Here is a 12,250-nt window from a genome sequence, read left to right as displayed (position 1 = left end):
AGCACAGGCCGCAACGAGCAAGAAGGAGAAAGCCGCCCCTTGACCAAAACCTAAGACCCAAACCATACATGAAGGCGGGTCACTTCTCGGCGAAAATCCCGGGTCAGCTCTCAGCGGAAATCAACATTATCGCGTCTCCATGAGGAGTTGGCCCCAATCTACGAGACGGTCCGGCTGCTGTCGGCGTCCCTTCCCTCGGAAGTCGCTCTTATCGGCTACGCTGGTGCACCGTGGACGGTGGCCACGTACATGGTCGAAGGTATGGGTGGAGGCGAGACCGATCATGCGATTATCAAGCAATGGGCGCTGAGCGATCCAAGTGGATTTCAACCGCTCATCGACATGCTGACCATTGCGGTAACCCAATTCTTGGGGCGACAAATCGAAGCTGGAGCCGAAGCAATACAAATATTCGAGAGTTGGGCCGGAATATTGCCAGAGCCGTTCTTCAGACGTTGGTGTGTTCAACCTGTCGCTAATATCATTGAGGCACTTCGACAGAGATACCCTCACATACCTGTCATCGCCTTCCCTCGAGCTGCAGGCCTCTTATATCAGGGGTACGCTCAGGCTACCCACGCTAATTGCATTGGACTCGATAGCACCGTCCCATTGGGCTGGGCCTCCGGGGCCATTCAGCGAAGGCTGGGTCGTTGCATCCAAGGGAACCTCGACCCGCAATTGCTGGTTGTTGGCGGGCAGGCGCTGGCTGCCGATGCTGAACGCATTCTTCGTCATGCGAGCGAAGGGCCGTTCATTTTCAACCTCGGGCACGGTATCCTAAAAACTACACAACCCGAACACGTCGCAGCATTGGTTCGCAAGGTGAGGGCTTGGCGTTCGTAGCAGCTCTCGCCTCTCCCTCATGAAGTCGCGGAACCCCAAATTCTGCGACAATATCATCGGAGCTGATTTCCCTGGTGACGGAAAGCCCGATGCTCGCGGATGGCGGTATGTCCGTTCGGCTGACATAGAGACATCAATCCTATCCGCCTGGTCGCGTCCACCACGCGGGACAAAAGCCGCCATCCGCAGGCGCTATTTCAGGGGCAGGAACAATTCAACGACCACTTCATGCGCCGGCATCTCCGCGATGGGCGAGAGCCGGCGCTGGCAGTAGATCGGGAAGTCGCGCGCTTCCTCGCCGCTGTCCGGCAGCCAGTCACGATAGAGGTAGAGCGCTGCGGGTTCGAGATTGTTGGTGTTGCCGGGATAGCGCAGCACCGCGCAGCGCCCGCCGGGGATCACGCCGGCCTTCATCCCCTCGTCGTTCACCTCGATCGGTTGGTCGGTGCCGACGCACAGGTCCATGCTGTAGTCGGCAGGGTTCGCGGGACACCTTTCGGATCGAAAGACCATGAAGCTGGAGCGGCCTGTCTCGGGCGACAGGCTTGCCGCCTTGCACCAGGCCTTGAACCGCTCGATGGTCGCGCCGAGCGTTGCCCGGTCGCCCCGATGCTCCATGATCGCCACCGGCGTCGGGGGCACGTCGCGGATGGTCACGTCGTCGGGAGTGAAGTTGATCTGCATGAGGTTGTTCCTTGCGTTGTCCAGAGGCCCGAAGGCCGCGAACCACGGCGCCCAGTCGGGCGACTTCCGGAACGACGAAGGCGATTGCCCGAACCGTTGCCGAAAGGCGCGGGCGAAGGCATCGGGTGCATCGTAACCGGCATCCATCGCAATGTCCGTGACGCTTTCGGCGTCGTTCCAGGCGAGCTGGCGCGAAGCGCGCCGCATGCGGGCAAGCTGGACATAGCGATGGACGGACAACCCGAAGGTCGCCGCAAACTGCCGGTGGAAATGAAACTTCGAGAAGGCGGCGACCCGGCTCAGCGTTTCCAGGTCCAGATCGCCGTCGAGATGTCGGTCGATATGATCCAGAACCCGCTGCATCCGGGCATGATAGGTCCGAAGCGCCGCCTTCATCGTTTCGTTCTCCGTGGCAGCCCCATCTAGCGGTTCAGCGCCATGACGCGCTCGACCGATCTTGCGGTTTCGGCGGATCGCGTATGGTTCTAACCATGGATCGCCAACGTCCCTACCGCCGCTGCAATCAGAACGACGGCACCTGGCAGATGGCTCCATTCGCGACAACGGATCAGCGTCGCCGCGGCCGCCAACAGGATCACGCTACTGCCTATCGCGCCGGCCCACCATGTAGCCGGCACCAACAGCAGCAATCCTGCCACCACCTCGAGCCCGCCTGTCACCCGATGAAAACCGGCTGGATAACCCCAGCGCACAAAGGACTCGCGCACTGACCGAGGACCGACGAAGTTGACTGCTCCGGCCCCGATCATCACGACGCCGAGCGCAATCGGAAGCCCGACCGCGAAGAGTTTGACTACTGACATAGGATGCCCCTCACGCTGCCGACTGCCTGGGTCCGCCATGCGTACCCGGCTGGCCAAGCGGCGCCAAGGCGCCGATCTGGGTGAAGATGTCGAGGGTATTGAGTTCGTCCCAATGCTCAATGAGGCGTCCATCCTCCACACGCCAGATATCGATCGAACGCATGGTGAAGGCATTGCCTGTCGCGGGATAGCCGAGGAAGTCGCCCGTGTGCGTCCCCTGGTAGCGGTAGCGGCCCACCAGGCGCGAACCATCCGCCGAGATGAAGACGTCTTCGGCGTACACCTTGAGGTCAGGCACGCCCGCAATGATCGCGCCGAAGACCGTCTTGACGCCCTCCCGACCGGGCTCTGTAAAGGCATTGTGGTTTATATAGTCGGGCGCGACGATCTCGTCGAAGCGCGACACGTCGTGACCGGACACGATCTCGGCGAACAGGTAGCCGAGGGCCAAAGGATCGGTTGACATTGAAGTCTCCTATATTAAGCGAGACTGATTAGTCTCGTTGTAACATATAGCGAGACTAATCAGTCTCGTAAAGGATCGCTGATGACCATCTCTACCTCGCCCCGCCCCGGACGCGTTCTCGATCCAGCCAAGCGCGCGGCGATCCTCGAAGGCGCACGCGCCGTCTTCATGCGCGAGGGGTTCGCGCAGGGTTCGATGGACGCGGTGGCCGCCGAAGCTGGCGTGGGCAAGCAAACCATCTATCGCCATTTCCGGTCGAAGGAGGCGCTGGTCGAGGCGTTGGTCGAGGCGATGTGTGCACCGGAGGTCGTCCGGCCGCCGACAAAGTCGCTGCCGGCCGCACAACGAATTCGCGAACTGCTGCTGGCGTTCGTGGCCGACGTCACAACTCCGGACAGCGTGAGACTTTACCGCGCCATTGTCGCCGAGGCCGAGCGGATGCCAGGCCTCGGGCGCCTGTTCTGGCAGGCTGGGCCGCGCCAGGTCCGGGTCGCAATCGCACAGCTATGGGCCGAAGAGCACGATGCTGGAACTGCGCCTGTCATCGCCGAACAACTCGTCCAACTGGCGCTGGGCGATGCGTACCAGGAACTGGTCCTGGGAACCGGGTTGCCCAGGCCCGAGGTCTTCGAGCGTCAGATCGATGCGGCTCTGGCGCTCTGGGAGTGACGTCGCGCCAGCGTCGCGATGGGAAGGGCAGCGGCAGACGATCCCGCGGTGATCAAAGTGGGAATCAATTTCCGTCTTCTGCGGTGGACGTATCCGGACAGTCCGGTTTTGGGGGAACGTTTGGTCGTAAGCCGCCGCTCGGCCTGGGTCGTTTGTGTGGTCCGTTCCCGACCGCATCGTCGCTGTTCGATGTGCTCACCTCGCCGCCGGACCAGCCGTTCATTCGGCTCACTTCCAAAGGCAAAGTCGGGCCGGAAGGGACCAAGAGCCTGCCGCGGCGGCGTGACTCAAATAAAACGGCCTCCGGCGATCCGGGATGGTTCGAACCTGCATCGAGAGGACTCGCAACCTGATTTGTGACGAACTTCAGTTGCAGGTGACTAAGGGCATTTCACACCGGAAAGGCCTCTCATGGCTTCGCCCTTTCGCTTGGGGGCGGAAGCATGCTCGTCGCTCACAGCCGACAGCGCCCGTGGCATTTGCTGCCGATGGGGAGAACAACTAGGGCAGGAGAAACGAAAAACAACGGCATCGCGTTAGAAACGGTAAGCCGCCTCGTGGATCGGCGCCGGTATCCGATTTTCCCGCCCTGGTCTACCGGGGCCGGATCGCGTCTTTAACTGGAATCGCCAAGAGCGCACTTGAATTTGGTTCGGAACCTGCCACGTCCGGGCGGGTTATGGCATCACCACATGAAAGGCGAAGCCATGCGTATTCTGACGCTCGTTGCCGCCCTTTCTGTTGTTGCCGCTGTTCAACCGGCGACGGCACAGGCGCCAACGGATGAACTTCCTGCCCAGCCGCCTGCACAGCAAACACCCGAGGCTGCTCCGGACCAGAACGTGACGGTCATCAACATCGTGCGGCTCGAAGACCTGCCGCCGCAGTTGAAGAGCGTAGTCGAGACGAAGCTGCACGAGACCAGCGCTAACGATCTGCGCGAGTTGCAGGCATCGATCCAGTCATCGCCGGCAGCCATGACCATGCTTGCCCAGAACGGACTCAACGTCACGCAGGTGGTGGCGGCAGCCGTCGACCCGACGGGTATACTGACGCTGGTGATCCAGGACACCGCCTAGATAGATGCCGGAAGCCTGTTGCCCAAGGCGCGGGTGGGCACGTCAGGGCCAATTCTCGACTGGACCCTGGAGCCGTGTCGACCGGCACGGACGGCTGAAAACCTCCCGCGTTATCGACCCAGAACCGGCGGCCGGTGCGATCTCCGACTTGTGAACGGAACCACGCGGGTATCCGGTAGTTGATAGAACGGGTGACCGTAACCGGACCGGTCCCGAGGCGAGGCAGCCATGATCGAGAAAAATTCCGACGTCTTCGATCTTTTCTCGGAGATTTATGCAAGCGCGGCCGAGGAGGAGATGAGCCTCCAGCAATATCTGCTGGCCTGTCGAGAGGACAAATCGCTTTATGCCTCCGCGCCCGAACGAATGGTCGACGCGATCGGCGAGCCGACGCTGGTCGACACCAGCAAGGATGAGCGGCTGGGCCGGATTTTCTCGAACCGGACGATCAAGATCTATCCGACCTTCGCCGACTTCTACGGCATGGAAGACACGGTCGAGCGCATCGCCGGCTATTTCCGCTACGCCTCGCAGGGACTGGAGGAGCGCAAGCAGATCCTCTACCTGCTCGGCCCCGTCGGCGGCGGCAAGTCGTCGCTGGCGGAGCGGCTGAAGAAGCTCATGGAGGAGCGGCCGATCTACACCCTGAAGGTCGGCAAGGCGATCAGCCCGGTCTTCGAGTCGCCGCTCGGCCTTTTCCATCCCGATCGCATGGCCGACCTCCTGGAGGACAAATACGGCATCGCGCGGCGGCGGCTTAACGGCCTGATCTCGCCCTGGGCGGCCAAGCGCCTCGACGAACTGGCCGGCGACATCTCCAAGTTCAGCGTGGTAAGGCTGATGCCGTCGCGGCTGCGCCAGATCGGCATCGCCAAGACCGAGCCCGGCGACGAAAACAACCAGGACGTCTCCGCTCTCGTCGGCAAGGTGGACATCCGCCAGCTGGAGAATTTCAGCCAGTCCGATCCCGATGCCTATTCCTATAGCGGCGGGCTCAACCGCACGACGCAAGGGCTGCTGGAATTCGTCGAGATGTTCAAGGCGCCGATCAAGGTTCTGCATCCGCTTCTGACAGCGACACAGGAAGGCAGCTACAACGGCACGGAGAACTTCGGCGCCTTCCCCTACCAGGGCATCGTGGTGGCGCATTCCAACGAGTCGGAATGGCTGCAATTCAAGAACAACAGGAACAACGAGGCTTTCCTCGACCGCATCCTGGTGGTCAAGGTGCCCTACTGCCTGCGCGTCGCCGAAGAGCGGCAGATCTACGAAAAGCTGCTGCGCGAGAGCGAACTGGCCGGCAGCCCCTGCGCGCCGGAAGTATTGGACATTCTCAGCCGCTTCACCGTTTCGACCCGGCTGGCCGAACACGACAACTCGCCGCTCTATACGAAGATGCGCGTCTATGACGGCGAGAACCTCAAGGAAATCGATCCCAAGGCGAAGTCGGTCCAGGAATACCGCGACGCCGCCGGCGTCGACGAGGGCATGACCGGTGTCAGCACGCGCTTCGCCTTCAAGATCCTGTCGCAGACCTTCAACTACGACACGCAGGAGGTGGCGGCCGATCCCGTCCATCTGATGTACATCCTGGAACAGGCGATCAAGCGCGAGCAGTTCCCGAAGGAAACGGAAACGGCGTATCTCGACTTCATCAAGTCGGAACTCGCGGTGCGCTACGCCGAATTCATCGGCCATGAGATCCAGAAAGCCTATCTGGAATCCTACAGCGAATACGGCCAGAACCTGTTCGACCGCTATATCGCCTATGCCGACGCCTGGATCGAGGATCAGGACTACAAGGACCCCGATACCGGCCAGATCCTCAACCGGGAAGTGCTGGACAACGAGCTGTCGCAGATCGAGAAGCCAGCCGGAATCGCCAATCCGAAGGATTTTCGCAACGAGGTGGTGAAGTTCACGCTGCGGGCACGGGCCAGGAACAACGGCCGCAACCCGGCGTGGACGAGCTACGAAAAGCTGCGCGAGGTGATCGAAAAACGGATGTTCGGCCAGGTCGAGGACCTGCTTCCCGTCATCAGCTTCGGCTCCAAACAGGACAGCGTGACCGAGAAACGGCACACGGAATTCGTCCAGCGCATGGTCGGGCGAGGATACACCAGGCGTCAGGTCCGCCGGCTGGTGGACTGGTACATGCGGGTGAACAAGGCGGGCTGAAACCGGCCGAAGCCAGGTTAGGGGCTCGTCATGCCAATCTTCATCGACCGCCGACTGAACCCGAAGGACAAGAGCCTGGGCAATCGCCAGCGCTTTATCCGGCGTGCGCGCAACGAGCTCAAGCGAAGCATCCGCGAACAGGTCCGCTCCGGTAAGATCGCCGATGTCGACGCCGAACACACCGTTTCGATGCCGGCCAACGGCACGAGCGAGCCAAGCTTCAGCGACGCCAGGGACAGCGGCCGGCGCCGGCATGTGCTGCCGGGCAACAAGCACTTCGCGCCGGGCGACCGGCTGCCCAGGCCGGCTCCGGGCATGCCCGGTTCCGGGCCGGGCCTGAAAGAGATGGAAGACGACTTCCGATTCGTGCTGTCGCGCGAGGAAGTGCTCGACCTCTTCTTCGAGGACCTGGAACTGCCCGACCTGGTCAAGGTCAACCTGAAGGAGATCCTTGCCTTCAAGCCGCGCCGGGCCGGCTTCACGGCAACCGGTTCGCCGACCAGCATCAATGTCGGCCGCACCATGCGCAACAGCCATGGCCGCCGCATTGCGCTGAAGCGGCCCAAACTGGAGGAACTCGAGGCGATTGCACGCGAAATCGCGGCTCACGAAAAAGGCGCGCCGAGCGTCGCGGCGCGCGAGCGGATCGCCGCCCTGAAGGTGGAGCTGGACCGGCTGGAGCGGCGACGGCGGCTGATCGCCTATGTCGATCCTGTCGACATACGCTACAACCGCTTCGACGCCCAACCTGTCCCGAACGCCAACGCCGTCATGTTCTGTCTCATGGACGTGTCGGGCTCGATGGGCGAGCGCGAAAAGGACATGGCCAAGCGCTTCTTCGTGCTGCTGCACCTGTTCCTGAAACGCCGCTACGACGCGACCGAGATCGTCTTCATCCGCCACACGCATCAGGCGCAGGAGGTGGACGAGGAGACCTTCTTCTACTCGACCCAAAGCGGCGGAACCGTCGTTTCGACCGCGCTCGAAGAGATGCGACGCATCATCGGCGAACGCTATCCCAGCAGCGAATGGAACATCTACGCGGCCCAGGCCTCGGACGGCGACAATTTCGCCACCGATTCCGAGCGCTGCATCGCGCTGCTCGACGGCGAGATCATGCGGCTCTGCCAATATTTCGCCTATGTCGAGATCATCGACGAACGGGAGAGCCATATCTTCGGCTCGACCGAGAACGGCACGTCCCTCTGGCATGCCTATGAGGCCGTCAGCGCACAATGGCCGAATTTCCAGATGAGCCGCATCGCCACGCCGGCGGACATCTATCCGGTGTTCCGCCAGTTGTTCACGAGGCAACCGGACCAGCAGGGCGGCTGAGAGGAACGGGGATGACACAGTCTGCCGCCAGATCCGGACTGCTGTTTTCGGGCTCCGACTGGGATTTCCCGCTGCTGTCTCGCGCCTATGACGCCATCGAGGCGATCGCGATCGAGGACCTTCACCTCGACGTCTATCCCGTGCAGATGGAAATCATCTCGTCGGAGCAGATGCTGGACGCCTACTCCTCCGTCGGCATGCCGCTGATGTATCGGCATTGGTCGTTCGGCAAGCATTTCCTCCATCAGGAATTGCTCTATCGCAAGGGCGGACGCGGCCTCGCCTATGAGCTCGTCATCAATTCCAATCCCTGCATCGTCTATCTGATGGAGGAAAACACGATGGCCCTGCAGGCGCTGGTGACGGCGCATGCCGCGCTCGGCCACAACCACTTCTTCAAGAACAACCATCTGTTCCGGCAATGGACCGACGCAAGCTCGATCTTGAGCTACCTGGATTTCGCCAAGCGCTACATCGCCCAGTGCGAGGAACGCCATGGCCTCGCCGAAGTGGAGGCTATCCTGGACGCGGCCCATGCGCTGATGGACCAGGGCGTGTTCCGCTACCACCGCCCGCCGAAACTGACTTCGGAACAGCGAAGGGAGGAGATCCGCGAGCGCCTCGAATACGAGGAACAATCCTACAACGACCTGTGGCGCACCCTGCCCGCTTCGAAGGACGGCAAGGACGACGAGCCGGACGACAGCGCGACCGAGCGGAAGGAGACGCTGAACCTTCCCGAGGAGAACCTGCTGTACTTCCTTGAAAAGAACAGCCTGGTGCTCGAGCCATGGCAGCGCGAAATCCTCAGGATCGTGCGGGTTATCGCGCAGTATTTCTATCCGCAGCGCCAGACGCAGGTGATGAACGAGGGCTGCGCCACCTTCGTCCACTACACCTTGATGAACACGCTGTTCGACCGCGGCATGATCGGCGAAGGCGCCATGCTGGAGATCCTGAAGAACCATTCGAACGTGGTTTTCCAGCCGGGCTTCGACGATCCGCGCTTTTCCGGCATCAATCCTTACGCGCTGGGCCTCGACATGATGCAGGATATCCAGCGCATCGTGACCCAGCCGACGGCCGAGGACCGCGACTGGTTTCCCGATATCGCCGGCAGCGGCGACTGGCGCGAAGTCCTGCTCGACGCATGGGCCAACCACCGCGACGAGTCCTTCATCCGCCAGTATCTCAGTCCGGCCCTGATCCGGAAATGGCGCTTCTTCGTTCTTGCCGATACGGCCGACGAGCCGTTCTACGAGGTCGCCTCGATCCACAACGAGCGCGGCTACGAGAAGGTTCGGTCAGCACTGGCCGACAGCTACGATATCGGCGCGACCCGGCCGAACATCCAGGTCGTGGATGTCGACCTGCTCGGCGACCGGCAGTTGCGCCTCCAGCACAAGATCAAGGACGGCATCGTGCTGGAGGAAACCGGCTGTGACGCCACGCTGCGCCACGTCCGCAAGCTCTGGGGCTACGACGTCAGTCTGGCGGGCGTGAACATGGAGACCGGCCTCGCTGTCTACGAACGGACGGCAAGTCAGATCGGGGACTGAGCGGGAAACGAACTGGTTTACGTCCTGCTCGTGGTGGGCACGGGGTGATTCAATAAACAGGGCCGCCCGCGGTCAATCAAGACCGCAGGCTTTTTGCCTTGTCATTCGATGACTTCCACGATCTTCCTCGTCGAGGGATCCACCACCACGGTGCGGTCGTTCACCACGACGTAGCGATACTGGACGTCAGGGATTTCATGGAGTTCGACCGTATCGGGAAGGGTCGAACCGATGCTCAGCTCAGCACCGAGCAGATTGATCGATGCCAGCGGTTTCTTGTGAACGTATTCCTTGATCACGGTCTGCTGTTCGGGCTGGATGATGACATCCTGGGCGGCAGCGGCACCGATGCCACCGATCAACAACAGGCCGGCCATACTACTTATGATCTGGAGTCTCATGGTTCTGTCCTTTCACTTCGTTCGCTGGCCGAGGCGCAGCATCTGAAGGAGGCAAACGTCAGGAATCCGGCCCCGTTCCCCAGAAAACCGAATTGTGACCGCAACGACATCCCGACAGCCGGACAATTGACGATGAGGCGAGTTCCGCAAAAACTGAAGGTGAGGAACGAACGAGCGCACGCGGTGTTGTAGCTATCCTGCACGGGAGACAGTGGATGAAACACGTCCGCGCTACCATCGAAGAACTGCGTCGCTACATCTCGACCTGCGAGGCGAAGACCGAGTTGGAAGAGGTGGATAACCTGCTCGCCATCGCGCTTGAGGAAGTGCGGCGCAAGCTGGCGCAGAAACAACAAAGAGAGAGGCGAAAAAACACCTAGCCTTCGGCTGTTGCCGATCCCGTTCGCGGATGCGCGATTTGGCTAATCGCCCACGACGATGGACGCGGTTTCGGTCGTGTCGACCGCGCGTTGCGTCCTTGGCGCAACCAGCAGCAAGGCGATGACGGCAAAGGCGGCGATCATCGCCGCAGCGTACAAGACCCTTGTCATGGCTTTTCCCGAATTCCGCGATGCACTCCGGCGGCCACCTCGTTCAAAAGGCCCATGGCCTGCACTCCGCCTGGCGGACACAACGCGGATCCGTCGATTCGGTTGCCTTGATTCCGGGCTGGTTCAAGAGAGACGATGCGTCACCGGATCAGCCGACAGGATTTTGCCTCCGCTATGTCAAAGTGAACAGACGGGCACCGTCAACCGGTGTATAATGTTTTAATCGTCGGCAGTGAAACAGGGCGCCGACGGCTGTGAGCGAGCACCATGCTTCCGCCCCAATGGAGGTGGAGCCATGCAAGCCCCATTCAAGTCATCTCCCGGCATCGCCTATCCGAGCGACATGACGGTCTTGAAGCAGGTCTTCGACCGCGTTTGCCAGGAGAACGACATAAAATGCGGCAGCCGCGCCGCCGACGACGTGGCGCGCGCCCTGATGTCGCTTTTCGGCGCCGGAATGCACGACGAGACCGAGCTTCTCGATAGCATGAAGGAATTCATGCTGCGCAATTCCGGAATTATCGCTTCGGCTGCCGAGCCGCACCAGGCGAACCGAGGCGATTTACGGCAGCCGACGTCCAACTCCAGGCGCACCGCGTTCCGCCGCTGATTTCTGCTCGCGCAGCCAGTCGGCGAGCGAAGCCCGGCGCGCACCGCCGCGGCCCACGAAGGGCTCCGCCTCCAGCATGGAGTTCAGCACCGCTTCCTGCGTCGCATCCGCCGCGGCCCGGAAAAGCAGGTCGATGCGGGCGTCGTTCAGCGTCATCATGGGGATGAAATCCCGCTTTTCGTCGTGATCGCTGCCGTTCGCGGTGCTGAAGGCGATGGCGATGTCGCCGCTGCCGTTGCCCCAGAATGCGCCGAGCCGCGCGATGCCGGCGCCGGCGCGGCGGGCGACGCGGGAAAGCTGGCGCTGCTGCATGGAAACGTCCGTCGCCAGCACAACGATGATCGAGCCGCGTTCGGCGTCCTGGCGCTGACGCGGATCGGGCCGGCGACCGTCCGGCAGCACGAGATCGCCGGCGCGGCCGAAATTGGACAGGACCAGGACGCCAACATGATGCTCACCTCCGCCGAGGGAAAGCTTGCGCGAAGCGGTGCCGATGCCGCCCTTGAAGCCGAAGCAGGTCATGCCTGTGCCCGCGCCGACGCTGCCCTGTTCGACTGCGCCTTCATGCGCATCGGCCAGCGCGGCAAGAGCATGCGCCTCGGTTACGGCAAGCGCCTGTATGTCGCTCAGCGGCCCGTCGTTGCATTCGCCGACGACGGCGTTCACCGTGCTGGTCGTGCGGCCGATGTCCGGGTTCAGCCGGATCGCCTCGCGCACCAGCGCGGTCTGGCAGGTGCCGACAGACAGCGTGTTGGTGAGCAGGATCGGCGTCTCGATGGTTCCGAGTTCCTTGACCTGCACGAGGCCCGCCGTCTTGCCGAAGCCATTGATGACGTCGCAGGCGGCCATCACCTTGCTGCGGAACAGGTTGCCGCCATGCGGCAGGATCGCGGTGACACCGGTGTTCACCTCGCCTTCGCGCACCGTGCAGTGGCCGACGCGGACGCCGGGCACGTCAGTGATCGCGTTCCATTCGCCGGCCGGCAGCGTGCCGCAGGTCAATCCGAAATCGGACGCGGTCGCCATCATGTCTTTTGCACCGCCTTGC

Annotated in this window: 14 protein-coding genes; 8 read left to right on the top strand and 6 right to left on the bottom strand. The window is 61.9% G+C overall.

From position 1 onward, the window contains the following. The first annotated feature begins 147 nt into the window (after positions 1–147). Positions 148–846: a uroporphyrinogen decarboxylase family protein gene (locus E6C48_RS08195; protein WP_230978695.1), complete on the top strand. Its 699-nt coding sequence runs from the start codon at positions 148–150 to the stop codon at positions 844–846. Between the two features lie 192 nt (positions 847–1,038). Here E6C48_RS08195 and E6C48_RS08190 read toward each other — a convergent pair whose 3' ends face one another. The 3 genes from E6C48_RS08190 to E6C48_RS08180 all read right to left on the bottom strand — a co-directional run bounded on the left by E6C48_RS08190 (position 1,039) and on the right by E6C48_RS08180 (position 2,820). Beyond that, positions 1,039–1,926 carry an AraC family transcriptional regulator gene (locus E6C48_RS08190; protein WP_136355900.1) on the bottom strand — a complete coding sequence of 296 codons (888 nt, stop codon included), beginning with the start codon at positions 1,924–1,926 and terminating at the stop codon, positions 1,039–1,041. Between the two features lie 89 nt (positions 1,927–2,015). Further along, complete coding sequence (locus E6C48_RS08185; protein WP_168734477.1) at positions 2,016–2,354, bottom strand: DoxX family protein; 339 nt, start codon at positions 2,352–2,354, stop codon at positions 2,016–2,018. A gap of 10 nt (positions 2,355–2,364) precedes the next feature. Continuing rightward, a complete protein-coding gene (locus E6C48_RS08180; RefSeq protein ID WP_136355896.1) occupies positions 2,365–2,820 on the bottom strand; it encodes an ester cyclase in 456 nt (151 codons plus the stop codon). 81 nt (positions 2,821–2,901) lie between these two features. On the opposite strand from E6C48_RS08180, the gene E6C48_RS08175 reads away from it, so the two are divergent. From E6C48_RS08175 to E6C48_RS08155, 5 genes are all read left to right on the top strand, one after another. Continuing rightward, complete coding sequence (locus tag E6C48_RS08175; protein WP_136355894.1) at positions 2,902–3,489, top strand: TetR/AcrR family transcriptional regulator; 588 nt, start codon at positions 2,902–2,904, stop codon at positions 3,487–3,489. A 692-nt stretch (positions 3,490–4,181) separates the two neighbouring features. After that, positions 4,182–4,568, top strand: coding sequence for a hypothetical protein (locus E6C48_RS08170; RefSeq protein ID WP_230978694.1), 387 nt, complete (start codon positions 4,182–4,184; stop codon positions 4,566–4,568). A gap of 228 nt (positions 4,569–4,796) precedes the next feature. After that, positions 4,797–6,746: a PrkA family serine protein kinase gene (locus E6C48_RS08165; protein ID WP_136355891.1), complete on the top strand. Its 1,950-nt coding sequence runs from the start codon at positions 4,797–4,799 to the stop codon at positions 6,744–6,746. 30 nt (positions 6,747–6,776) lie between these two features. Continuing rightward, positions 6,777–8,081: a YeaH/YhbH family protein gene (locus E6C48_RS08160; protein WP_136355889.1), complete on the top strand. Its 1,305-nt coding sequence runs from the start codon at positions 6,777–6,779 to the stop codon at positions 8,079–8,081. A gap of 11 nt (positions 8,082–8,092) precedes the next feature. Next, positions 8,093–9,640 carry a SpoVR family protein gene (locus E6C48_RS08155; RefSeq protein ID WP_136355887.1) on the top strand — a complete coding sequence of 516 codons (1,548 nt, stop codon included), beginning with the start codon at positions 8,093–8,095 and terminating at the stop codon, positions 9,638–9,640. A gap of 101 nt (positions 9,641–9,741) precedes the next feature. On the opposite strand, the gene E6C48_RS08150 is transcribed toward E6C48_RS08155, so the two are convergent. Continuing rightward, the gene (locus E6C48_RS08150; RefSeq protein ID WP_136355884.1) at positions 9,742–10,041 is read right to left on the bottom strand and encodes a DUF1236 domain-containing protein; all 300 of its coding nucleotides are present in this window, start codon (positions 10,039–10,041) and stop codon (positions 9,742–9,744) included. Positions 10,042–10,256: 215 nt separating this feature from the next. On the opposite strand from E6C48_RS08150, the gene E6C48_RS22520 reads away from it, so the two are divergent. Continuing rightward, a complete protein-coding gene (locus E6C48_RS22520) occupies positions 10,257–10,421 on the top strand; it encodes a hypothetical protein (RefSeq protein ID WP_168734476.1) in 165 nt (54 codons plus the stop codon). 42 nt (positions 10,422–10,463) lie between these two features. On the opposite strand, the gene E6C48_RS23030 is transcribed toward E6C48_RS22520, so the two are convergent. Beyond that, positions 10,464–10,592 (bottom strand): hypothetical protein, encoded by a 129-nt coding sequence (locus E6C48_RS23030; protein WP_269142505.1) that lies wholly within the window; start codon positions 10,590–10,592, stop codon positions 10,464–10,466. A gap of 295 nt (positions 10,593–10,887) precedes the next feature. On the opposite strand from E6C48_RS23030, the gene E6C48_RS08145 reads away from it, so the two are divergent. Next, complete coding sequence (locus E6C48_RS08145; protein ID WP_136355882.1) at positions 10,888–11,202, top strand: hypothetical protein; 315 nt, start codon at positions 10,888–10,890, stop codon at positions 11,200–11,202. On the opposite strand, the gene E6C48_RS08140 is transcribed toward E6C48_RS08145, so the two are convergent. Beyond that, the gene (locus E6C48_RS08140; RefSeq protein ID WP_136355880.1) at positions 11,155–12,231 is read right to left on the bottom strand and encodes a DmpA family aminopeptidase; all 1,077 of its coding nucleotides are present in this window, start codon (positions 12,229–12,231) and stop codon (positions 11,155–11,157) included. The genes E6C48_RS08145 and E6C48_RS08140 overlap by 48 nt on opposite strands. Between the last annotated feature and the right edge of the window lie 19 nt (positions 12,232–12,250).

The sequence above is a fragment of the Ollibium composti genome, from assembly GCF_004801285.1.
Lineage (GTDB): Bacteria > Pseudomonadota > Alphaproteobacteria > Rhizobiales > Rhizobiaceae > Mesorhizobium > Mesorhizobium composti.
This window is presented reverse-complemented; position numbering and strand designations above follow the sequence as displayed.